The organism is Enterobacter sp. 01-M-03-SI-ECC (assembly GCF_047530215.1).
Classification (GTDB): Bacteria; Pseudomonadota; Gammaproteobacteria; order Enterobacterales; family Enterobacteriaceae; genus Enterobacter; species Enterobacter chengduensis.
In genome coordinates, this window is sequence record NZ_JBLKDA010000002.1 from 263,135 (window position 1) to 285,692 (window position 22,558).

Annotated in this window: 17 protein-coding genes and 1 pseudogene; 8 read left to right on the plus strand and 10 right to left on the minus strand. The window is 56.7% G+C overall.

Annotated elements, in window-relative coordinates; all coding sequences use genetic code 11:
* Nucleotides 1-7: 7 nt before the first annotated feature.
* From ACMWKK_RS03145 to ACMWKK_RS03170, 6 genes are all read right to left on the minus strand, one after another.
* Complete coding sequence (locus tag ACMWKK_RS03145; protein ID WP_112779774.1) at nt 8-1,813, minus strand: extracellular solute-binding protein; 1,806 nt, start codon at nt 1,811-1,813, stop codon at nt 8-10.
* Nucleotides 1,814-1,887: 74 nt separating this feature from the next.
* Nucleotides 1,888-3,444 (minus strand): cyclic di-GMP phosphodiesterase, encoded by a 1,557-nt coding sequence (locus ACMWKK_RS03150; RefSeq protein WP_112779773.1) that lies wholly within the window; start codon nt 3,442-3,444, stop codon nt 1,888-1,890.
* 127 nt (nt 3,445-3,571) lie between these two features.
* Nucleotides 3,572-4,141, minus strand: a complete 570-nt coding sequence (gene mepS / locus ACMWKK_RS03155) for a bifunctional murein DD-endopeptidase/murein LD-carboxypeptidase (protein WP_008500946.1) — start codon at nt 4,139-4,141, stop codon at nt 3,572-3,574.
* 415 nt (nt 4,142-4,556) lie between these two features.
* Complete coding sequence (locus ACMWKK_RS03160) at nt 4,557-5,270, minus strand: phosphatase PAP2 family protein (protein ID WP_162837908.1); 714 nt, start codon at nt 5,268-5,270, stop codon at nt 4,557-4,559.
* Nucleotides 5,271-5,303: 33 nt separating this feature from the next.
* Nucleotides 5,304-6,290, minus strand: coding sequence for a CobW family GTP-binding protein (locus ACMWKK_RS03165; protein WP_045328002.1), 987 nt, complete (start codon nt 6,288-6,290; stop codon nt 5,304-5,306).
* Between the two features lie 122 nt (nt 6,291-6,412).
* Nucleotides 6,413-7,879, minus strand: a complete 1,467-nt coding sequence (locus ACMWKK_RS03170; protein ID WP_112779772.1) for a mannitol dehydrogenase family protein — start codon at nt 7,877-7,879, stop codon at nt 6,413-6,415.
* A 205-nt stretch (nt 7,880-8,084) separates the two neighbouring features.
* On the opposite strand from ACMWKK_RS03170, the gene uxuA reads away from it, so the two are divergent.
* Nucleotides 8,085-9,275, plus strand: a complete 1,191-nt coding sequence (gene uxuA / locus ACMWKK_RS03175) for a mannonate dehydratase (protein ID WP_045328005.1) — start codon at nt 8,085-8,087, stop codon at nt 9,273-9,275.
* Nucleotides 9,276-9,392: 117 nt separating this feature from the next.
* Here the strand turns inward: uxuA and yeiP are convergent, their stop codons facing one another.
* The gene (gene yeiP / locus ACMWKK_RS03180) at nt 9,393-9,965 is read right to left on the minus strand and encodes an elongation factor P-like protein YeiP (RefSeq protein ID WP_008500940.1); all 573 of its coding nucleotides are present in this window, start codon (nt 9,963-9,965) and stop codon (nt 9,393-9,395) included.
* Nucleotides 9,966-10,129: 164 nt separating this feature from the next.
* On the opposite strand from yeiP, the gene ACMWKK_RS03185 reads away from it, so the two are divergent.
* Nucleotides 10,130-10,384 (plus strand): zinc/iron-chelating domain-containing protein, encoded by a 255-nt coding sequence (locus tag ACMWKK_RS03185; protein WP_045328007.1) that lies wholly within the window; start codon nt 10,130-10,132, stop codon nt 10,382-10,384.
* Here ACMWKK_RS03185 and setB read toward each other — a convergent pair.
* Nucleotides 10,381-11,562, minus strand: a complete 1,182-nt coding sequence (gene setB, locus ACMWKK_RS03190) for a sugar efflux transporter SetB (protein WP_112779771.1) — start codon at nt 11,560-11,562, stop codon at nt 10,381-10,383. The two genes, ACMWKK_RS03185 and setB, sit on opposite strands and share 4 nt — an antisense overlap.
* A 361-nt stretch (nt 11,563-11,923) precedes the next feature.
* Here setB and fruB point away from each other — a divergent pair, with 361 nt between their 5' ends.
* From fruB to fruA, 3 genes are read left to right on the plus strand one after another with little or no spacing between them, the layout of a single operon-like run.
* Nucleotides 11,924-13,054 (plus strand): fused PTS fructose transporter subunit IIA/HPr protein, encoded by a 1,131-nt coding sequence (fruB, locus tag ACMWKK_RS03195; protein WP_112779770.1) that lies wholly within the window; start codon nt 11,924-11,926, stop codon nt 13,052-13,054.
* A complete protein-coding gene (fruK, locus tag ACMWKK_RS03200; RefSeq protein ID WP_008500936.1) occupies nt 13,054-13,992 on the plus strand; it encodes a 1-phosphofructokinase in 939 nt (312 codons plus the stop codon). Before fruB ends, fruK begins: the two co-directional genes overlap by 1 nt.
* 16 nt (nt 13,993-14,008) lie before the next feature.
* Nucleotides 14,009-15,688, plus strand: a complete 1,680-nt coding sequence (fruA, locus tag ACMWKK_RS03205) for a PTS fructose transporter subunit IIBC (protein ID WP_045328012.1) — start codon at nt 14,009-14,011, stop codon at nt 15,686-15,688.
* Nucleotides 15,689-15,735: 47 nt separating this feature from the next.
* Here fruA and nfo read toward each other — a convergent pair whose 3' ends face one another.
* Complete coding sequence (nfo, locus tag ACMWKK_RS03210; RefSeq protein ID WP_032641793.1) at nt 15,736-16,593, minus strand: deoxyribonuclease IV; 858 nt, start codon at nt 16,591-16,593, stop codon at nt 15,736-15,738.
* Between the two features lie 64 nt (nt 16,594-16,657).
* Nucleotides 16,658-17,704 carry a YeiH family protein gene (locus tag ACMWKK_RS03215; protein WP_112779769.1) on the minus strand — a complete coding sequence of 349 codons (1,047 nt, stop codon included), beginning with the start codon at nt 17,702-17,704 and terminating at the stop codon, nt 16,658-16,660.
* A gap of 97 nt (nt 17,705-17,801) precedes the next feature.
* On the opposite strand from ACMWKK_RS03215, the pseudogene yieE reads away from it, so the two are divergent.
* The 3 genes and pseudogenes from yieE (at nt 17,802) to cirA (ending at nt 22,486) form a co-directional block, all read left to right on the plus strand.
* Nucleotides 17,802-18,669: pseudogene (gene yieE, locus ACMWKK_RS03220) on the plus strand (DNA-binding transcriptional regulator YeiE).
* Between the two features lie 152 nt (nt 18,670-18,821).
* The gene (locus tag ACMWKK_RS03225) at nt 18,822-20,291 is read left to right on the plus strand and encodes an amino acid permease (RefSeq protein WP_112779767.1); all 1,470 of its coding nucleotides are present in this window, start codon (nt 18,822-18,824) and stop codon (nt 20,289-20,291) included.
* A gap of 224 nt (nt 20,292-20,515) precedes the next feature.
* A complete protein-coding gene (gene cirA / locus ACMWKK_RS03230) occupies nt 20,516-22,486 on the plus strand; it encodes a catecholate siderophore receptor CirA (RefSeq protein ID WP_112779766.1) in 1,971 nt (656 codons plus the stop codon).
* Nucleotides 22,487-22,558: the final 72 nt, after the last annotated feature.

Here is a 22,558-nt window from a genome sequence, read left to right on the forward strand (position 1 = left end):
TGATTCCTCATCGCCGCTCAGCGGGAAGTCTGGCGGCTTTGTTAACGTCATACCACCAGGTATCAAAACCCAGGGAATAGACGGGGCGCACGGCAGGCACGGAGAACTTATCCCAGCGCGCAAGGCGGTCTTCGCCCATGTACCACATCGGCAGCATGTAGTAGTTCCAGGTTAAGACCCTGTCGAGCGCGCGCCCGAGCGGCAGGAGCTTTTCTTTATCCCCCTGCGCCGCCACGATTTTCGCAATCAGCGCGTCAACCGCCGGGCTTTTTACCCCCGGCGCATTGTACGAGGAGTCGATGTAGCTGGAGGCCCAGGAGATTTGCAGGTCCGAGCTGGGCCAGGGCTGCGCGGGCCACAGGCGCTGCATCATGTCGTAATCACGGCTGCGCATGCGGCTGGTGATCTGGGCGTTATCGACCTGACGAATGTTCATGGTCACGCCCAGCCGCTCAAGGTTATGCTTAAACGGCAGTACCCACTGATCGTTGCCCCCGGACGAGAGCAGCAGCTCAAAGCTGAGAGGCTTACCCGTTTTGTCGTCCACGCGCTTTTGATTTTTCAGGTGCCAGCCTGCGTCATCCAGCAGCCTGCTGGCTTTCAGGAGGTTGTCGCGATCGTAACCGTCTCCCTTCGACGCGGGCGGCTGAAACACGGTGGTGAACACCTGCGGCGGTACCTCTGATTTCAGCGGCGCCAGCAGGACCAGCTCGTCGGCTTTCGGATAATCCCGCGCGGCGTACTCTGTGTTCTGGAAATAGCTGTCGGCACGGCTGTAGGCCCCGTAAAACAGCGCTTTGTTCATCCATTCAAAATCAAAGGCCAGAGATATCGCTTCCCGCACCCGACGGTCGGTAAATACCGGGCGCTGAATATTAAACGCCAGCCAGCGGGTGTCCTGAGCAGACTCATTTTTGTGCTCGTCTTTGACGATATAGCCTTTGGCAAAATTTTTACCGATATAGCGGGTCGCCCAGTTTTTGGCGCTGCTCTCGATGCGCAAATCGAAGGCTCCGGCTTTGAAGGCTTCAAACGCCACGTTATCGTCGAGGTAGTAATCATAGCGAAGGGTGTCGAAGTTCCAGCGCCCGCGGTTTACCGGCAGATTGGCCGCCCAGTAGTCTTTAACGCGCGAGTAAACGACATATTGCCCCATGCGCCAGTCGGTAATGCGGTAGGGGCCGCCTGCCAGGGGCGGCGTGGAGAGCGGGTCGCTTAGCTTATGATTTTTCCAGAACGATTCCGGCATCACCGGCAGCGAGAACAGGCTGAGCATATTCTCTTTGTTGGGTTCGCTCAGCGCGATGCGCACGGTAAGCGGCGCAATGGCGCTGACGGATGCGCCTTTGTACACGATGCGAAACTGAGGTACGCCTTCGGTCATAAATTTATGGAAGGTGAACGCAACGTCGCTGGCCTTAACCGGCGTACCGTCGTGAAAACGCGCCCGCGGGTTCAGCGAGATCTCCGCCCAGGAAAAGTTATCGGCGTAACGCACGTTATCGGCAATCAGCGGATAGTAGCTGCCGGGTTCATCATCAGACGTCACGAAGAGCGTATCGTAAAGCGATTCCGTGCGCGCGGCCGCCACGCCGCGCAGGGCGAAGCGGTTGAAGTTATCGAACGTTCCCGTGGCGGAAAGCGTGACCTTACCGCCTTTCGGCGCGGCAGGGTTGACGTAATCAAAGTGCGTAAAATTGACCGCGTATTTCGGCTCGCCAATCACCGCGAAGGCGATATTTTCTTTGATGGCCTGCGCCCGGCTGGACAGGCTCGTTAATGCCAACATCAGCAACATGAAGCGCATAAGCATCTGGCGGCGGCTCCCTCTATGACAAACCGGCTCGGTTAAGCTGAATAATAAGTGACGTCACGGGCAATGTGAAATTAATCGTCCTCGGGCGAAATATCAGGCCGCCATTCGCGGAACTGCGCCAGCGGCATCGGGCGGCTAATCCAGTAGCCTTGCAGGTAGTTAACGCCGTGCTCGCGCAGCCATGCAGCCTGTTCCGGCGTTTCCACCCCTTCGGCGACGGTCAACATATTCATGCGTCTTGCCAGCGTCAGAACGGCATCCAGCACCGGCGAGGTCACGGTCTCCGTACCTATCGCATTAACAAAACCACGGTCGATCTTGAGATAGTCCATGGTGAAATGCTCAAGATAAATCAGCGCGCTGTGGCCGGTGCCAAAATCATCGATGGCTATCTCAAACCCTTCGTTATGCAGCCATTCGAAGAGGCTATTGGCCTCCCGATGGTTAAGCATGTCGCGCTCGGTAATTTCCAGCACGATCTGGAAATAATCCGGCGGCAGCAATGCTTTGAAGGTGCGCATATCGTCTTTGAAGCTTTCCGCATGCAGGTGCCCCGGCGCAATGTTGATGCCCACCTTCGCGCCCGGCGGTAGCAGCGTTTGCAACACGGGAGCATCGTGAATGATGAGGTCAAAGAGATGCAGCGTCAGCGGGACAATGAGCTTCTGCGCTTCAGCAAAGTTGATAAACGCGTCCGGCGGAATTTCCCCCATTGTCGGGTGCTTCCAGCGCATCAGGACTTCAAGCCCGGTCATCCGGAGCGATTTGGCATCGACGACGGGCTGATAAACCACGTAAAACTGGCCGCGCTTGATGGCGCTTAAAATCTCTTTACCCGGGTTGAGCCGAATACTCAGGATGTAGTAGTTGAGCGATCCGGCACAAATACCGCATACCAGCCCAAAGAAGAGGGCGTAGAGAATTTCATCGCTTGTCCAGGCATCCGCATACAGTTCGATCGTCAGAGGGACGTCTTTTAGCGTCGCGATGCGGGCCGGGATTTCATGCAGGTCGCTCGCCCTGACCAGCGTACTGGATCGCGTTGACAGCGCCTTATCGCCAATGATGAGGGCGATGCCGGCGAACTCGTCCTGACGCGCGGTGTAGAGCAGGTAGGGCGTGAGATTGATATTCACCGAGGTGAACACGCCGCCGTCCTTCACCAGCGGGTTACGATACCAGATGGCAATGGCGGGCTTATTGGGCAACATGGGGGTGCCCGGAAGCAACGCCATATCGATCTGCTTGTCGATGTGCAGCTCGGGTATCAGCTCCTGCATCGGGGCATTCATCGGACCGGTGGCAGAAGAGCAGAAGGCCATTTTGTCTCTGACCAGCAGGAACGCGCGAACGTTAATGCTAAAGGCGGCGCGCGAGGTGAGCTCCTGGTTGACGTCGTGACAGCTATTTAGCGTGAGCGGCTGGAGAACATCGATAGCGTTCTTTAGCTCGTCGAAATAGCTCTCCATGTAAATGCTAATGTCGTGGATCAGGCTGTCGAATTTGACTTCCCGCTTGTGGTAGCTCCAGAAAAATTGCAACGAACCCAGGAGCAGGGCGGCGATCAGGCCTGTGATAATGCTGAGGATCAGTATCTTGCGATTGCTGGAGAAGTAGCGGGTAAACATAGACGTCGTGATTCCTGAAATGCCGCTGGATGTATTCAGTGTAATGGGCAAAAAAAAACACTGCCTAAGCAGTGCTTTTTTTCATCATATCGTCAGCCAAGGGATAACCAACGATACAATTATCATATTAACTGCGGGTCAGTACGCGACGCGCTTCGTTGTAGCGCTTCTTCCAGTATGGTTCGTTCATGCTGGAAATGGTCACACCGCTGCTGGTGGAGGCATGGACGAACTGATCGTTACCAATGTAGATGCCAACATGTCGACCTGTAGAACCGGCACGGAACAGGACTAAATCACCGGTGCGCAGTTTGGTACGTGAAATCGACTTGCCCATCTCCTGCTGTTCATAAGTTGAACGCGGAAGATCTAACCCAAATTGCTCGCGGAACGTACGCTGTACAAAACCGGAACAATCAATACCCGTTTTCGTGCTGCCGCCAAGACGATAGCGCACGCCTTTCCAGTCAGCATACTGGTCCATAATGCGGGACTTCACGTCCAGATTACGTACCATATTTTCAAATTCATCCTGAGAGGCTTGCAGTGAAGAGGAATCTTCCATTCCCACAACACGCGTCTCAGGATGCATATTCTTTGCGGTGTTCGATGTACTACATGCAGATAACAGTACCGCGACTGCTATCGCCGGGATCCCCCGTAAGATATATCTCAGAAACGGTTGAGATTTGACCATGTTGTTTATTTTCCCTTGAAGTCCTTAACGACAAATATCGTTATAAAAATGCCAAACGTGACGAGACTAATTATCTGTTCACATTGAGACAATTGTTTCTGGTCACATTTGTGGCATAGCGCACAAAAATATTCGCCATCGAAATAATTATCTCTATGGGGCAAAACGAGTTCGAGATTAACCGATTGCCTGGGGTATTGCGAGTAAAAAAAGCCTTTTTTTTATAAGAAAATGTGATACAGAAAGTAAAAAACCGGAATTGCTCAAAATGCAGTCAGATCCGATGTTTTATCGTGCAATTGCTTAATTTCTATCATGAATATGATGACGAGAATATGACAGTGGGGAAAGTGCGTGGCGAGAACGCTATCAGGGATCATGTCGATCCCTGATAGTGCAGGTTAATTTAGGTTGGTTATTTGTTTAATTGTTGTTGCGTTTTGCCGGGAAGATAGCGATCGAACAGCGCTATTATCCCGTCGCTCAGCGGGGTCATTAAGCACCACGGCAGCGCAATCAGCGCCACGGAAAGCGAACCGACGACAATATCGGTGAACCAGTGAGCGCCAATCATGACGCGCGGGAAGGCAAAAACCACAAAAATAATCAGGGCTATGGCAAACGCTTTTCTGCCGAAATAGCGAAGCATGATAGCGGAAAAAATAAGCAGCATCATGCCGTGATCGCCGGGGAAACTGTCCTTCGACGCATCTTTCGTTGGAATATGCAGCAGTTCGCTGACGCGATGAATATCGGTGAAGAAGAGCGTGGGGCTGGAACGCTTAACCGGAATAATCGCGGTGGCCAGCTGGTTGATGACAACGGCAAACAGCAGCATCACCAGGCCGATTATCAGAATACGTCTGCGTCCCGCCTTATCTTCTTTCAGCCAGAAGGAGAGCATCAGGCAGCCCATCGCCAGCAGCGAGAAGCCGTCGAAGGCGCGGTTGTTGGTAATAGCCACCAGCCACAGGAATGCGTTGCTCTTCACCAGCTCCTGGTTGAAGAAGTGAAAAATGGCAGAGTCCAGCGGGAACCAGAAACCATGATCTGCCGGGATATACCAGGAGAAGAAAAGCGCCAGACCGGCGACATTAAGCAGTAATATCAGGGGAAATCGAGTTGTCATAACGTTCTGCATAGTGTGAAAACTGGGGCAACGTTAGCCGCCCGAACTTAAACGAATCCTCAACAGGCTGGACTGGAGGGCATTCCAGTCGGCGTTAACCGCACTAATTAACTCTATTCGGCTATCGGGCGGCGCCACATTTTGCGTTTCAATAAAGAAATCGTCGCCCTGACGGTTGATCCGCACCAGGCCGTCCGGCGTGCGCATGATCCCCTTCACGCGATCGACGGGAGCATGTCGGGCCCACTCCAGGATCCCGATGGTATCGAAAACGGTGTCAGCATCAAAAATCCACCCGCAGGCCTGGTATCCCTGACCGCTGTTCAGGTTACGACGCCAGCGCTGATGTTCGGGCAGGCTGAGGGCGGCTAGCCCCTGTTTCACCGGATGGCGATGAGCATGTTCCGCGCTGGCCGGAAGTTCAGCCAGGTTGAGACGTGGAAGGTCAAGCAGAGCGATATCAATATTTCCCTGAGTGGCCTGCACCCGCGTGCGATTGCCGCCGAAATGTTGCCACCACGCCTCCAGCGCGGCCTGGCTTTCAGCCGTGGCGCGATCTTCTTTATTAGCAACGATAACGTCTGCCGAGGCGAGCTGGTCGCGGAAGTTATCATTAGCTACCGCTTTCTCATCCAGAAGCTGACGCGGATCGAGCAGGCACAGGGTGGCGCGCAGGTCGATCCACGGCTCGTAAACCGGGGCGGTCAGTAAATCGAGGATCTGCTTCGGGTGACCCAGCCCGGTGGGTTCTATCAGCAGGCGGTCGGGTTTACCCTGACGCAGCAGCGTATTGAGCCCGACCTGCATCGGCAGGCCATTGACGCAGCACATGCATCCGCCGGGGATCTCTTTAATCATCGCGCCGCTGGATGACAGCAACGCGCCGTCGATGCCCACCTCGCCAAATTCATTAACCAGCACGGCCCACTTCTCGGCCGGATCTTTATTCGCCAGCAGGTGGAGAATTGAGGTGGTTTTACCGCTGCCGAGAAAACCGGTGATGAGGTTGGTTTTGGTCACGTGCGCTCCAGGTGAGAATTGTGATGCTATAACACTTCTCTCTATCCTGGCGAAAAACGTGACCGGTGAGAAGGGGAAGGGCGAACGGAGGCCACATCCGTTCACCTTAAGCGCAATAATCGTTAAATATTTAACGTTTCGATAACAGCCTGACGCGCGCCGTGGCGGATAATGCGCTGGTATGCCTGGCTGACAGCCTCTACAAAAACGTTGTTTTGGGCGAGATCGTGCCCAAAGACTTCACTCAGCCCCAGCAGCGCGTTGACGCGGTCGCTGTCGCCGCTGGCGCTGGCAAGCGCGCGGATTTTATCGTTAAGGGGATCGCGAACGTCAATCGCATTGCCACGTTCGTCGGTACCGCTGACGTAGCGCATCCAGCCGGCCACGCCCAGAGCCAGCAGCGGCCACGGCGTTTTTCGCTCAAGGTGGACGCGGATCCCGTCCAGCATTCTCTGGGGCAGTTTCTGGCTACCGTCCATCGCGATTTGCCAGGTTCGATGCTGGAGTGCCGGGTTGGCAAAGCGCTCCAGCAGGCTGTCGGCATAGGCGGTGAGGTCAACATCTTTGATGCGTAGGGTGGGCGCCTGCTCGTCCAGCATGAGGCGACGGGCGGCGTCACGGAACGCGCTGTCCTCCATGCATTCATTAATATGGGCGTAGCCCGCGAGATACCCGAGATAGGCCAGGAAAGAGTGGCTGCCGTTGAGCATGCGCAATTTCATCTGTTCCCACGGAAGAACATCCTGCACCATCTGAACGCCCGCGACTTCCCACGCCGGACGACCGGCGACAAAGTTATCTTCCACTACCCACTGAATAAACGGCTCGCAGCTGATGGCGCACGGATCGTCTACGCCCAGCGCGTCGGTAATTTCCGCCAGCGAGGCTTCCGTGGCGGCGGGCACAATCCTGTCGACCATCGTTCCGGGGAAGCTCACGTGGCGATCAATCCATTCAGACAGCTCCGCGGAACGCTTTTGCGCCATGCCCAGCACCGCGTTTTTCACCACGTGCCCGTTATCAGGGATGTTGTCGCAGGAGAGCACGGTAAAGGCAGGCAGGCCGCGCTCGCGGCGGCGGTGAAGCGCCTCGACCAGGATCCCGGGGGCGGAATGCGGCTCTGCCGGGTTCTCGAGGTCATGGATGATGCGCGCGTTGTGCAGATCGAGCTTTCCGGTGGCGGGGTCAATGCAGTAGCCTTTCTCCGTGATGGTAAGCGACACAATCGCGACCTGCGGCTCACAAAATTTCTCAATGATGGCGGGCAGAGAGTCCAGCTTTGCGTTCAGGCATTCATGGACGGCACCGACGATAATGGCCTCATTGCCTTCTGCACCTTTCTCCAGCACCGTGAACAGATGATCCTGCGCGCGCAGCTGGCTCATCAGCACGTCGCCGCTAAAGAGGCTAATCTCGCAAATGCCCCAGTCGCCGCCTTTTTCATTCAGCACCCGATTTGTTAACAATGCCTGGTGCGCACGGTGAAACGCGCCAAAGCCAAAATGTACGATGCGGGAGCGTAATTGCGCACGATCGTAGCGCGGTTGCTGAACCTGGGCAGGAAGGACGGCGGAGGCAATTGTCTTCATGAGATACACACCTGATTAACCATTAATTAACAATGCCAGTGTAAAGTTATATGACAGCAAATAAAATTGGTGAGCCGTAAATATCCCCGTTCTGTGAGTTTGATCAATCAATGTGTGGCGCTGTATTGACCCTTGACAGTAAACATGTATGGTAGTCGTCATTGCAGTAGCACATATTGGTATAACAACTTAAGAGGGTGAGGCAATGGAACAAACGTGGCGTTGGTACGGGCCGAACGATCCGGTTTCTCTTGATGATGTGCGTCAGGCTGGCGCAACGGGTGTGGTCACGGCGCTGCATCATATTCCTAACGGTCAGGTTTGGCCGGTAGAGGAAATTCAACAGCGTCAGGCGCTGCTGGCGGAGAAGGGGTTAACCTGGTCTGTCGTGGAAAGCATTCCGGTTCATGAGGATATCAAAACCCATTCCGGTGAATACCAGACCTGGATTGCGAACTACCAGCAGAGCATTCGCAACCTGGCGGCCTGCGGTATTGATACGGTCTGCTACAACTTCATGCCTATCCTCGACTGGACGCGAACCGACCTTGAATATCAGATGCCGGACGGTTCAAAAGCGCTGCGTTTCGACCAGATCGCCTTTGCGGCGTTTGAGCTGCACATTCTGAAACGCCCGGGCGCCGACGCGGACTATACCGCTGAAGAGCTGGAGCAGGCGCGCGCGTGGTTTAACGCCGCCAGCGACGCGGACATTGAAAAGCTGACCCGCAATATCATTGCTGGCCTGCCCGGCGCGGAAGAGGGCTATACGCTGGATCAGTTCCGCGCGCGCCTGGCGGAATATGGCGATATCGATAAGCAGCAGCTGCGGGAAAACATGGCGTATTTCCTGCGCGCTATCGTGCCGGTCGCGGAAGAGGTCGGCGTGCGCCTGGCGGTGCATCCGGACGATCCGCCGCGTCCTATCCTCGGCCTGCCGCGCATCGTGTCCACCATTGAAGATATGCAGTGGCTGAAAGAGACGGTCAACAGCATCTATAACGGTTTTACCATGTGTACGGGCTCCTACGGCGTGCGTGCGGATAACGACCTGGTGCAGATGATTGAAGCCTTTGGGGATCGTATCCACTTTACGCATCTGCGCGCGACCTGCCGTGAAGAGAATCCAAAGACCTTCCACGAGGCCGCGCATCTGGGCGGCGATGTGAATATGGTCGCGGTAGTAGACGCCATTCTGGCGGAAGAGGCGCGTCGTAAGCAGGCGGGCGATATGCGTCCTATTCCGTTCCGTCCGGATCACGGCCACCAGATGCTGGACGATCTGCGTAAGAAAACCAACCCGGGTTATTCAGCGATAGGCCGTCTTAAAGGGATGGCGGAAGTGCGCGGCGTTGAGCTGGCGCTGAAGATGACGAAGTATCCGGAGCTTCTGTAACCGGAATTGCCGGGTGGCGGCTTCGCCTTACCCAGTCTACAAAAACACAAAAACCGGCTTCTGGGCCGGTTTTTTCGTAGGTCGGGTAAGCGTAGCGCCACCCGACACATGCCGCACTCAGTCAGCGCGACCCATATAGCGTTTTTCTTCGATATGGATGCGGATTTTCTCGCCTGCGGAGAGGTATTCCGGCACCTGTACAACCAGGCCGGTGGTCAGGGTCGCCGGTTTGTTGCGGGCACTTGCGGACGCGCCTTTGATGCCTGGCGCGGTTTCAACGATTTCCAGATCGACGGTCTGCGGCAGTTCCAGCGCCAGCAGCACGCCGTCCCAGGTCAGAACCTGCATGTCAGGCATGCCGCCTTCAGGGATGAACAGCAGCTCTTCTTCAATCTGATCTTTGGTGAAGATGTACGGCGTGTAATCTTCTTTGTCCATGAACACGTATTCGTTGCCGTCGATGTAGGAGAAATCAACATAGCGACGGGTCAGGGTCACGGTATCGACGATATCGTCACCCTTAAAGCGCTCTTCTACCTTCAGGCCGGTACGCACATCGGCGAAACGCATTTTGTACAGCGTTGCTGCACCACGGGCGCTCGGGGCCTGAATATCGATATCTTTCACAATCAGCAGTTTGCCGTTGTAATTCAGCACCATACCTTTCTTAATTTCGTTCGCTCTTGGCATTGCAGTAATCCTGTTTACGGGAGGTAAAAAATATCGCGCCAAATTACTCGCGCGCGGCCTTTCAGGCAAGCGGAATTCGCGGCTTTTGCTATCAATACGCAAAAGGTGTTACTGTGCGCACGATGCCCGACTGCACGGGCATTCGTCCGCGAAAGAGAGCATTTATGGATTGCCGTCCCGATTGTGGCGCGTGCTGTACTGCACCGTCCATTTCAAGCCCGATTCCAGGAATGCCCGAGGGCAAGCCTGCCAACACCCGCTGCGTTCAGCTCTCTGAAGCCAACCTGTGTATGATCTTTGGTTCGCCGCTACGCCCGAAAGTCTGCTCCGGGCTTCAGCCCACGGCCGAAATGTGCGGCAGCACGCGCGAGCAGGCGATGACGTACCTTCTTGAGCTGGAAGCGCTCACCGCGCCTTAAACGTCTTTAATCTTCGCCAGACAGCCGAGCGTCAGGGTACACATCACCAGCGCAATCCAGAACACCGTGTGATAGTTCCAGATTTCAGCCACCACGCCGGCCAGGGAGCCAGCGATAATCCAGCCCACGCGGGTGGTATTAGTATAAAGGGTGGTGGCAGAGCCTGCCTGGCCCGGCATCAGATCCTGGAAATAGAGCATGCCTATCCCGGCGAGAATGCCAATATAGATGGCGTTCAGCAGCTGTAAAGCCAGCAGCAGCCCCGGCGTATGTACCGTCAGCATACCGATATAGAACAGCAGACCGGCGGCAGCGGCGATGCGCATTAAAAAACGCTTGCCGAAGCGCTTTGCGTAATAGCCCGCTATCAGCATCGTCGGGATCTCAAGCCCGGCCGCGGTGCCCATCATGATGCCCGCCAGCTTCTCCGGCAGGTGCAGTTCGTCAATAATAAACAGCGGCATATTGATGATATACAGGCTGTTAGTGCCCCACATCAGCGTGCAGATAACAAACAGGATCAGGGCGTCTCGGCGGTTGCGGCGCGGCGCTTCCAGCACGCCCGTTGCCACTTTCGGTTCTTTGCGCATGGACGGCAGGAAGAACCACACCAGCGCACCGCACGCCACAAACGCGACGGCCGCACTCAGGTACATCACCGTAAAGCCAAAACCCATCGCCAGCGCGTAGGCCAGCGGCGGGCCAATCACCCATGCCAGCGATACCTGAGCGCGCAGGACAGAGCTGAACATCACTGCTTCCCGTCCGGTATGGTCGGCGTGCTCGCGGGCCAGTGCGAAAAGCTGGGGGTTCGCCGTTGAGCCAAAGCTGCTCAGGAATACCCCGATGAAAAGCAGAATGAAGTAGTTGCGGTTCCAGGCAAACAGAACGCAGGCCATGACCCCCAGCAGACAGCAGAAAACGATCAGACTTTTGCGATCGCCTTTTCTGTCGGATCGCCCCGCCAGAAACTGGCTGACCAGGATACCGATGATGGCGCTTCCGGTAAAAAAGAAGCCGACCATCGCCGGACGGACGTGAACCTCGTTGGTCAGAAACAGGCTCAATGTCGGCGTCTGTAACGCACCGGCAATGCCCGTGAAGAAGGCAACAATCAGAAACGCCGCTGAGGTTAAATCAAAGGGCTTCGGCGAGACGGCCGCAGGGGTGTTATGCATGTTTTATAATTAGCGAGTAGCAGAGAGGGGCGGAGTTTACGCCGTTAGCTAAAAAATAAACAGTGGGTGGCGTCAAGGATGCCACGAAAAATCAAAATGGCATTTCAACTTCCTTCAGACCCGGCTGAACTTAGCTGAAACTGACGTGCTGAACTTCAGCAACATTCAGCTCAGCGAAGAAGAAATGTGCTGTATCTCTAAATTCTGACATCAGAAATACGAGTTTACTTGCAAGGTATTGCAGAAAGCGCAAGACTTTTTGAAACGTTTCAGCGCTATCTTGTTTTAACAAACGGAGCAGGCTAGCGCATTTTTTCTCATTAAAGCTGAAACGATTCAAGTTCAGCAGGAGTGGAGAACCATGTTCCAGTTATCTGTTCAGGATATCCACCCGGGCGCTCAGGCCGGGGATAAAGAAGAGGCTATTCGCCAGGTTGCCGCTGCGCTTGTGCAGGCGGGTAACGTCGCGGACGGCTATGTCAACGGCATGCTGGCCCGCGAGCAGCAGACCTCAACCTTCCTCGGCAACGGCATTGCCATTCCTCACGGCACAACCGACACCCGCGATCAGGTGCTGAAAACCGGCGTTAAGGTTTATCAGTTCCCGCAGGGCGTGCTCTGGGGCGACGGTCAGGTGGCGTATGTGGCTATCGGGATCGCGGCCAGCAGCGACGAACACTTAGGCCTGCTGCGTCAGCTGACGCATGTCCTGAGCGATGACGCGGTGGCGGAACAGCTGAAGTCCGCCACGACTGCCGAAGAGCTGCGCGCCTTGCTGATGGGCGAAAAACAGCGCGAAGCGCTGAAGCTCGATAATGAAACGCTGACCCTGGATGTGGTTGCCTCCGATCTGGTGACGCTGCAGGCGCTGAACGCGGGTCGTCTGAAAGAGGCCGGCGCGGCGGATGCCACGTTTGTGACGCGCGTGATTAACGATAAGCCGCTGAATCTCGGCCAGGGTATCTGGCTGAACGACAGTGCTGAAGGCAACCTGCGCAGCGCTATCGCCGTGAGCCGTGCGGCCACTGCGTTTGACGTCGAAGGCGAGCGCGCGGCCATGCTGGTGACCGTAGCGATGAACGATGAACAGCCGGTTTCCGTGCTGAAGCGTCTGGGCGATCTGCTGCTGAACAACCAGGCTGAAAAACTGCTGAACGCTGATGCCTCCACCGTGCTGGCACTGCTGACCAGTGATGATGCGCTGAAGGAAGACGTGCAGACCGCTGAGTTCGTGGTTCGCAATGAACACGGCCTGCATGCCCGTCCGGGCACCATGCTGGTAAATACCATTAAACAATTTGAAAGTGAGATCACCGTGGCGAATCTTGACGGTACGGGCAAACCGGCCAACGGCCGCAGCCTGATGAAAGTGGTCGCGCTGGGCGTGAAGAAAGGCCACCGTCTGCGCTTCACCGCGCAGGGTGCCGATGCTGAACAGGCGCTGAAAGCGATTGGCGACGCCATCGCGGCAGGTCTGGGGGAGGGCGCATAATGAGCAGACGTGTTGCGACTATTACGCTGAACCCGGCTTATGACCTGGTAGGATTTTGCCCGGAAATTGAGCGCGGCGAAGTCAACCTCGTGCGTACCACTGGCCTGCATGCTGCGGGCAAAGGGATCAACGTCGCGAAAGTGCTCAAGGATCTCGGTATCGACGTCACCGTGGGGGGATTCCTCGGTAAAGATAACCAGGATGGTTTTCAGCAGCTGTTCAGCGAGCTGGGCATTGCTAACCGTTTTCAGGTTGTGCAGGGCCGTACCCGTATCAACGTTAAGCTGACGGAGAAAGACGGTGAAGTGACCGACCTGAACTTCTCTGGCTTCGAGGTGACGCCGTCGGACTGGGAGCGTTTTGTGAACGACTCTCTGACCTGGCTGGGCCAGTTTGACATGGTCTGCGTCAGCGGCAGCCTGCCGTCCGGCGTGAGCCCGGAAGCCTTTACCGACTGGATGACGCGCCTGCGCAGCCAGTGCCCGTGCATCATTTTTGACAGCAGCCGCGACGCGCTGGTTGCGGGCCTGAAAGCCTCGCCGTGGCTGGTGAAGCCGAATCGCCGCGAGCTGGAGATCTGGGCGGGCCGTAAGCTGCCAGAATTAAAAGATGTGATTGACGCTGCCCATGCGCTGCGCGAGCAGGGGATCGCTCACGTGGTTATCTCGCTTGGTGCAGAAGGCGCGCTGTGGGTTAACGCGTCCGGCGAATGGATCGCCAAACCGCCGTCAATGGAAGTTGTGAGTACCGTTGGCGCGGGGGATTCCATGGTTGGCGGCCTGATTTACGGCCTGCTGATGCGTGAATCCAGTGAACATACCTTACGTCTTGCCACCGCCGTTGCTGCCCTGGCCGTCAGCCAGAGCAATGTCGGTATTACCGATCGTACCCAGTTAGCCGCGATGATGGCGCGCGTTGACTTAAAACCTTTTAACTAACAGCAGGAGAGGAATAATGAAAACGCTGCTGATCATTGACTCCGGTCTCGGACAGGCTCGCGCCTATATGGCGAAGACCTTGCTGGGCGCGGCGGCACAAAAAGCACATCTGGAGATTATCGATAATCCAGGTGATGCAGAACTGGCCATTGTCCTGGGCGACAAAATCCCGGCTGACAGTGCGCTGAACGGCAAAAAAGTGTGGCTCGGCGATATTAATCGCGCGGTGGCCCATCCGGAACTGTTCCTGAGCGAAGCGAAAGGTCACGCGTCTGTCTATAGCGCGCCGGTCGCGACGGCTCCGGCGGCGGGTCCGAAACGCATTGTTGCGGTGACGGCCTGCCCAACGGGCGTGGCGCACACCTTTATGGCGGCTGAAGCCATTGAAACCGAAGCGAAAAAACGCGGCTGGTGGGTAAAAGTTGAGACGCGCGGCTCCGTTGGCGCGGGTAATGCTATCACCCCGGAAGAAGTCGCTGAGGCCGATCTGGTGATTGTGGCGGCGGATATCGAAGTGGACCTGGCGAAATTCGCCGGTAAGCCAATGTACCGTACCTCCACTGGCCTGGCGCTGAAAAAGACCGCGCAGGAGTTTGATAAGGCGCTGGCGGAAGCCAAACCTTATCAGGCTACCGGTGCGGCTAAAACCGCCACCGAAGGTAAGAAAGAGTCCGCAGGCGCCTATCGCCACCTTCTGACCGGCGTGTCGTACATGCTGCCAATGGTGGTGGCGGGTGGTCTCTGTATCGCGCTCTCCTTTGCGTTCGGTATCACCGCGTTTAAAGAACAAGGCACGCTGGCCGCAGCGCTGATGCAGATCGGCGGGGGTTCAGCCTTCGCGCTGATGGTGCCGGTTCTGGCAGGCTTTATTGCCTTCTCCATCGCTGACCGTCCAGGCCTGACGCCGGGTCTTATCGGCGGTATGCTGGCCGTGAGCACCGGTTCCGGCTTTATCGGCGGCATCATCGCCGGTTTCCTGGCCGGTTACGTCGCGAAGCTGATCAGTTCGAAGCTGAAGCTGCCGCAGAGTATGGAAGCGCTGAAGCCGATTCTGATCATCCCGCTGATTTCCAGCCTGGTGGTCGGTCTGGCGATGATTTACCTGATTGGTAAGCCGGTTGCGGGCATCCTGGCGGGTCTGACCCACTGGCTGCAAACCATGGGTACTGCGAACGCGGTTCTGCTGGGCGCAATCCTCGGCGGCATGATGTGTACCGACATGGGCGGTCCGGTGAACAAGGCAGCGTACGCCTTTGGCGTGGGCCTGCTGAGTACCCAGACCTACGCGCCGATGGCGGCGATCATGGCGGCAGGTATGGTGCCTCCTCTGGCGCTCGGCCTGGCGACGATTATTGCCCGTCGTAAGTTCGATAAAGCGCAGCAGGAAGGCGGTAAAGCCGCGCTGGTGCTGGGTCTGTGCTTCATCACCGAAGGGGCGATTCCGTTTGCGGCGCGTGACCCAATGCGCGTGCTGCCGTGCTGTATCGTGGGCGGTGCGGTAACGGGAGCCATCTCCATGGCGATTGGCGCGAAGCTGATGGCACCGCACGGCGGTCTGTTCGTGCTGCTGATCCCTGGCGCCATTACCCCGGTACTGGGCTACCTGCTGGCAATTGTTGCCGGTACGCTGGTGGCGGGTCTCTCTTACGCGGTGCTGAAACGTCCTGAAGCGGAAGTTGTGGCAAAAGCCGCGTAAGCGATAAACAACAAAAAAGCCGGGTCGCATCGCGCACCCGGCTTTTTTTATGCCGCCTGTTCTGCGGTTTGCTGTGCCTTCAGCCAGGCAATCTCTTCTGCCCAGATGTCCGGATTAATGGTCTCCAGCACCATCGGAATTCCGTCGAAGCGGGCGTCCTGCATGATGAAGCGAAACGCATCGTGGCCGATGTTGCCTTCGCCCAGGCTGTGGTGGCGGTCAACGCGGCTGCCAAAGGCGCTTTTCGCATCGTTCAGGTGCATGCCGCGCAGGTACTGAAAGCCCACAATGCGCTCGAACTCATCAAACGTGTTTTTCGTCGCCTCGGTTGTGCGCAGGTCATAGCCGGCCGCAAACGCGTGGCAGGTATCAATGCACACGCCGACGCGGGATTTGTCCTCCACGCCGTCAATGATTGCCGCCAGATGTTCGAACTTAAAGCCCAGATTGCTGCCCTGACCGGCGGTATTCTCAATCACCGCGGTGACGCCTTTGGTTTTGTCCAGGGTGATGTTGATGGACTCGGCAATGCGCGCCAGACAGGCGTCTTCGTCGATCTGCATCAGATGGCTACCCGGATGGAAGTTCAGCAGCGTCAGCCCCAGCTGTTCGCAGCGCTGGACTTCATCAAGAAACGCCTCGCGGGATTTTTCCAGCGCCTCTTCAACCGGGTGACCGAGGTTGATCAGGTAGCTGTCGTGGGGAAGGATCTGGCCGGGCCCGTACCGGTATTTCTCACAGGCGGCTTTGAAATCATCAATCACCTCAGCGGTGAGCGGTGCGGCGCGCCACTGGCGCTGATTTTTGGTGAACAGGGCGAAAGCGGTCGCCTCAATTTCGGCGGCACGAATGGCGGCGTTTGCAAGACCACCGGCAGCGCTGACGTGCGCTCCAACATATTTCATAAAAAAACTCCTGCTAACCCGAAACGCTTATGATAGCGGGTTAGCAGGAGAAGGACGAGATGGTTTATGCCATCAGGCTATGGACCGCGAGGTTAATCGCGCCGCCGCCGACAATCAGCCAGATGAAGAGCACCAGCGCCATCAGCAGCGGTTTCGCCCCGGCTTTTTTCAGCGCGCTGACGTGCGTGGTCACCCCCAGCGCCGCCATAGCCATCGCCAGCAGCACGGTATCCAGCGTCACCAGCATATCCACGACCGCTTTAGGCAGCAGGTGGAAGGAGTTAAAGATCGCAACCACGATGAACAGGATCGCAAACCACGGAATGGTGATTTTACTCTTCTGATTGCTGTTCGCCGGCGCCAGCTGCTTAACCCGCGCCGCGAGGAAAATCAGGAACGGCGCCAGCATCATCACGCGCAGCATTTTGGCAATCACCGCCGCGTTTTCCGCTTCCGGGTTAATGGCGTGACCTGCCGCCACCACCTGGGCCACTTCGTGCATGGTCGAACCGATGTAGATGCCGTAGGTTTCCGGGCTAAACCAGTGGGCCACCAGCGGATACATGGCCGGGTAGAGGAAAATCGCCAGCGTACCGAAGATCACGACCGTCGCCACCGCCACGGTCACCTTGCTGGCTTCGGCCTTAACGACGGGCTCCGTTGCCAGCACCGCCGCTGCGCCGCAGATACTGCTCCCGGCGCCGATCAGCCAGCTGGTTTGCTTATCCAGGCCAAAGATTTTCTGGCCGATAAAGCAGGCCAGCAAAAAGGTGCTGGTCAGGGTCAGGACGTCGATGGCAATCCCGCTCACGCCCACGTCCGCAATCTGCGAAAAGGTGAGGCGGAAGCCGTAAAGAATGATCCCGAGACGCAGCAGGTGCTGCTTGGCAAAGATCACGCCGCCGTCGCAGGATTTCCAGATATGCGGGTAAACGGTATTACCCACGACCATGCCGAGCAAAATAGCCAGCGTCAGCGCGCTGAAACCTGCGCCTGCAATAGCCGGGATGCTGCCTCCCCATAGCGCGACGGCGGTGACTGCGGCGCTGAGGGCAAGACCCGGCACGAAGTGCCACACTGTACGATGATGTTGTAAGGTGATTTCTGACATAACCTTCTCCTTTGTCTGGCTAAAGGTTACGGCGCTCTGGCTTAAAAATAAAATTGATTATATACTTATAATCAATCTATATAAGTGGTAAGCAACCATGCACATTACTTTGCGTCAGCTGGAAGTGTTTGCCGAGGTGCTGAAAAGCGGCTCGACGACCCAGGCGTCACAAATGCTGGCGCTCTCACAGTCTGCGGTCAGCGCGGCGTTGACCGATCTTGAAGGGCAGCTGGGCGTACAGCTTTTCGACAGGGTAGGGAAGCGTCTGGTGGTCAACGAGCACGGTCGTCTTCTTTATCCACGCGCGCTGGCGCTGCTGGAGCAGGCTGTCGAAATCGAACAGCTGTTCCGTGAAGACAACGGCGCGATCCGCGTTTACGCCAGCAGCACCATCGGGAACTATATCCTTCCGGAGGTGATTGCCCGCTACCGCCGGGATTTCCCGACGCTTCCGCTCGAGATGAGCGTGGGCAACAGCCAGGACGTTATCAACGCGGTGATCGATTTCCGCGTGGATATCGGCCTTATTGAAGGTCCGTGTCATAACGTCGATATTATCGCCGAGCCCTGGCTGGAAGATGAGCTGGTGGTGTTTGCCTCCCCGGCCTCGTCGTTACTGCAGGGCGAGGTGACGCTGGAGCGCCTGGCGCAGGCGCAGTGGATCCTGCGCGAGCAGGGGTCCGGCACGCGTGAAATTGTCGATTACCTGCTGCTGTCTCATCTGCCGCATTTCCAGCTGGGGATGGAACTGGGGAACTCGGAGGCCATCAAGCACGCGGTGCGCCACGGTCTGGGGATCAGCTGTCTTTCCCCGGCGGGTCATTGCCGAACAGCTTGAGACCGGGTCGCTGGTTGAAATCCCGGTTCCATTGCCGAAGCTGGTGCGCACGCTGTGGTGCATTCACCATCGTCAGAAACACCTGTCCAGCTCGCTGCAGCGTTTTCTGCGCTACTGCGCTATTTAACACTCTCCCCAAAGGGGAGAGGGAAAAATGATGCTTTACTTATAATCCTGGCCGCGTCATGAAGCTCTCTTATAACAGGGTATTTCTGCCGGAAGGAACGGCGATCGTCTGCTACAATCGCGCCTCATTTATTGAATGGACAGCATTTTCACATGGTTTCAGAAATTAAAACCACAGAAGCGCCCACGCTACGTCGTGAACTCAAGGCGCGTCACCTGACGATGATCGCCATTGGCGGCTCAATCGGTACAGGTCTTTTCGTTGCCTCTGGCGCAACGATTTCGGCAGCCGGCCCGGGTGGGGCATTATTCTCTTATATTCTGATTGGCCTGATGGTGTACTTCCTGATGACCAGCCTCGGCGAACTGGCCGCGTATATGCCGGTATCCGGTTCGTTCTCGACCTACGGGCAAAAATACGTTGAGGAAGGCTTTGGCTTCGCGCTGGGCTGGAACTACTGGTACAACTGGGCGGTCACTATCGCCGTTGACCTCGTCGCCGCGCAGCTGGTGATGAACTGGTGGTTCCCGGATACGCCGGGCTGGATCTGGAGCGCCCTGTTCCTCGCCGTCATCTTCCTGCTGAACTACATCTCCGTGCGCGGTTTCGGCGAAGCGGAATACTGGTTCTCTTTGATCAAAGTGGCAACCGTCATCATCTTTATCGTCGTCGGTGTGGCGATGATCGTTGGTATTTTCAAAGGCGCAGAACCTGCGGGCTGGAGCAACTGGACAACAGGCGATGCGCCGTTTGCCGGTGGACTGTCGGCCATGATTGGCGTGGCAATGATTGTCGGCTTCTCCTTCCAGGGGACCGAACTGATCGGTATCGCCGCCGGTGAGTCAGAGAACCCGGAGAAAAACATTCCGCGCGCGGTTCGTCAGGTCTTCTGGCGTATCCTGCTGTTCTATGTCTTTGCGATCCTGATTATCAGCCTGATCATTCCGTATACCGATCCAAGCCTGCTGCGTAATGACGTCAAAGACATTAGCGTCAGCCCGTTCACGCTGGTCTTCCAGCACGCCGGTCTGCTTTCTGCTGCGGCAGTGATGAACGCCGTTATCCTGACCGCCGTCCTGTCAGCCGGTAACTCCGGGATGTACGCCTCTACCCGTATGCTCTACACGTTGGCCTGCGACGGTAAGGCGCCGCGAATCTTCGCCAAACTCTCCCGCGGCGGCGTACCGCGCAACGCGCTGTACGCCACAACGGTGATTGCCGGTCTGTGCTTCCTGACCTCTATGTTTGGCAACCAGACGGTGTACCTGTGGCTGCTGAACACCTCCGGGATGACGGGCTTTATCGCCTGGCTGGGGATTGCCATCAGCCACTACCGTTTCCGCCGCGGCTTCGTCAAGCAGGGTCACGATATTAACTCGCTGCCGTATCGCTCCGGCTTCTTCCCGCTGGGTCCCATTTTCGCCTTCATTCTGTGCCTGATCATTACGCTGGGACAGAACTATGAAGCGTTCCTGGCGGACACCATTGACTGGGGCGCCGTCACGGCAACCTACATTGGTATTCCGCTGTTCCTCGTCATCTGGTTTGGCTACAAGCTGACGAAAGGAACACACTTCGTTCGCTACAGTGAAATGGAATTCCCGGAACGATTTAAAAAATAACCGCACTTCCTCTCTTTTAGCCCGCTCGTTTGAGCGGGTTTTTTTATGCCCGCTCCGCAGAAACAAAGATATATTTCTTAACAATTTAATTGATAATAATTATCGTTTGCTTTATCGTTATCAAAAATAAGCGTGTCACCGACCCACCGCAGACGTGGGCGGCAAGGAAGACGCGTGAGCAATGATGATTTGATTGAGTTGTATTTACCTCATGGAGATATGGAATGTTTAGGTTGAATCCCTTCGTCAGGGGAGGACTTTGCGCGTCCGCAATGTCCCTGGCCCTGCCTGTTATCGCAGCGGAATCCGGCGACACAATGGTTGTCACGGCCTCCGCGACCGAGCAAAACCTGAAAGACGCGCCGGCAAGCATCAGCGTCATCACCCAGGAAGATTTGCAGCGCAAACCCGTTCAGAACCTGAAAGATGTGTTACGGGATGTGCCGGGCGTACAGCTCACCAGCGAAGGGGACAACCGTAAGGGGGTAAGCATTCGCGGCCTGGACAGCAGCTATACGCTGATCCTGATCGACGGCAAGCGCGTCAACTCGCGTAACGCGGTATTCCGCCATAATGATTTCGACCTCAACTGGGTGCCGGTTGACGCCATTGAACGCATCGAGGTGGTGCGCGGCCCGATGTCTTCGCTATACGGCTCCGATGCGCTCGGCGGCGTGGTGAACATCATCACCAAAAAAATCGGTCAGAAATGGACGGGCACCCTGAGCGCCGACTCCACCATTCAGGAACATCGCGACCGTGGAGACACGTACAACGGTCAGTTCTATACCAGCGGCCCGCTGGTGGACGGCCTGCTGGGGCTGAAAGCCTACGGTAGCCTCGCGAAGCGTGAGAAAGACGGTCAGCAGAAGTCCTCTACCACGGCGAGCGGTGAAACCCCGCGCATTGAGGGCTTTACCAGCCGCGATGCCAACGTGGAGTTCGCCTGGACGCCGTCAGAAAACCACGACTTTACGGCGGGCTACGGGTTCGACCGCCAGGATCGCGACTCGGATTCCCTCGACAAAAACCGCCTCGAGCGTCAGAACTACTCCCTTAGCCACAACGGCCGCTGGGGTGTGGGCAGCAGCGAGCTGAAGGTTTACGGCGAAAAGGTTGATAACAAAAACCCGGGCAACAGCAATCCGATCACCTCCGAGAGCAACGCGGTGGACGGAAAATACGTGCTGCCGCTCGGCGAAATCAACCAGCTGATGACCTTCGGCGGCGAATGGCGTCACGATAAGCTGAAAGATCCGGTCAACCTGACGGGCGGCTCCGGCAGCAGTACGTCGACAAGCCAGTACGCGCTGTTCCTTGAGGATGAGTGGCGCATCTTTGAACCTCTGGCGCTGACCACCGGCATCCGCATGGACGACCATGATACCTACGGCGACCACTGGAGCCCGAGGGCGTATCTGGTCTACAACGCGACCGATACCGTCACGGTGAAAGGGGGCTGGGCTACGGCGTTTAAAGCCCCGTCACTGCTCCAGCTGAGCCCGGACTGGGTCACCGGCTCGTGTCGCGGCGCCTGTGAGATTGTGGGTAACCCGGACCTGAAGCCGGAAACCAGCGAGAGCTTCGAATTCGGTCTTTACTACAGCGGGGAAGAGGGCTGGTTAGAGGGCGTACAGGCGAGTATTACCACCTTCCAGAATAATGTCGATGACCGTATCAGCATTAGCCGTACGGCGAACGTGAAGCAGGCGCAGAGCTACCCAAACTACGTTGGCCTGAACGCGGACGGCGAGCCGATTTTCCGCTACTACAACGTTAACAAGGCGCGCATCCGCGGGGTGGAGACCGAGCTGAAATTCCCGCTGGCGGACGACTGGAAGGTGACCCTGAACTACACCTACAACGACGGTCGTGATATCAGCAACGGCGGCAACAAGCCGCTGTCCGATCTGCCGTTCCATACCGCCAACGGAACCGTTGACTGGAAGGCGACGCAGGACTGGTCGTTCTATGTTCAGGGCAACTACACCGGTGAGAAACGCGCGCTGACCAGCAGTGCACCAACGCCGGGTGGCTACGTTATCTGGAATACCGGCGCCGCGTGGCAGGCGACGAAAAGCGTGAAGCTGCGCGCGGGCGTGCAGAACCTGCTGGACAAAGATCTGAGTCGGGACGATTACAGCTACACGGAAGATGGCCGTCGCTACTTTGTGGGCGTGGATTATAAGTTCTGATGGGGTAATGTGCCGGGTGGCGGCTGCGCCTTACCCGGCCTACATAAGGGCACAGGCCCGTAGGCCCGGTAA

What these genes read in the sequence shown, in the direction of transcription:
- ACMWKK_RS03145 (WP_112779774.1), bottom strand. Translation starts at nt 1,813, where the DNA reads ATGCTTATGCGCTTCATGTTGCTGATGTTGGCATTAACGAGCCTGTCC.
- ACMWKK_RS03150 (WP_112779773.1), bottom strand. Translation starts at nt 3,444, where the DNA reads ATGTTTACCCGCTACTTCTCCAGCAATCGCAAGATACTGATCCTCAGC.
- mepS (WP_008500946.1), bottom strand. Translation starts at nt 4,141, where the DNA reads ATGGTCAAATCTCAACCGTTTCTGAGATATATCTTACGGGGGATCCCG.
- ACMWKK_RS03160 (WP_162837908.1), bottom strand. Translation starts at nt 5,270, where the DNA reads ATGACAACTCGATTTCCCCTGATATTACTGCTTAATGTCGCCGGTCTG.
- ACMWKK_RS03170 (WP_112779772.1), bottom strand. Translation starts at nt 7,879, where the DNA reads ATGAAGACAATTGCCTCCGCCGTCCTTCCTGCCCAGGTTCAGCAACCG.
- uxuA (WP_045328005.1), top strand. Translation starts at nt 8,085, where the DNA reads ATGGAACAAACGTGGCGTTGGTACGGGCCGAACGATCCGGTTTCTCTT.
- yeiP (WP_008500940.1), bottom strand. Translation starts at nt 9,965, where the DNA reads ATGCCAAGAGCGAACGAAATTAAGAAAGGTATGGTGCTGAATTACAAC.
- ACMWKK_RS03185 (WP_045328007.1), top strand. Translation starts at nt 10,130, where the DNA reads ATGGATTGCCGTCCCGATTGTGGCGCGTGCTGTACTGCACCGTCCATT.
- setB (WP_112779771.1), bottom strand. Translation starts at nt 11,562, where the DNA reads ATGCATAACACCCCTGCGGCCGTCTCGCCGAAGCCCTTTGATTTAACC.
- fruB (WP_112779770.1), top strand. Translation starts at nt 11,924, where the DNA reads ATGTTCCAGTTATCTGTTCAGGATATCCACCCGGGCGCTCAGGCCGGG.
- fruK (WP_008500936.1), top strand. Translation starts at nt 13,054, where the DNA reads ATGAGCAGACGTGTTGCGACTATTACGCTGAACCCGGCTTATGACCTG.
- fruA (WP_045328012.1), top strand. Translation starts at nt 14,009, where the DNA reads ATGAAAACGCTGCTGATCATTGACTCCGGTCTCGGACAGGCTCGCGCC.
- nfo (WP_032641793.1), bottom strand. Translation starts at nt 16,593, where the DNA reads ATGAAATATGTTGGAGCGCACGTCAGCGCTGCCGGTGGTCTTGCAAAC.
- ACMWKK_RS03215 (WP_112779769.1), bottom strand. Translation starts at nt 17,704, where the DNA reads ATGTCAGAAATCACCTTACAACATCATCGTACAGTGTGGCACTTCGTG.
- ACMWKK_RS03225 (WP_112779767.1), top strand. Translation starts at nt 18,822, where the DNA reads ATGGTTTCAGAAATTAAAACCACAGAAGCGCCCACGCTACGTCGTGAA.
- cirA (WP_112779766.1), top strand. Translation starts at nt 20,516, where the DNA reads ATGTTTAGGTTGAATCCCTTCGTCAGGGGAGGACTTTGCGCGTCCGCA.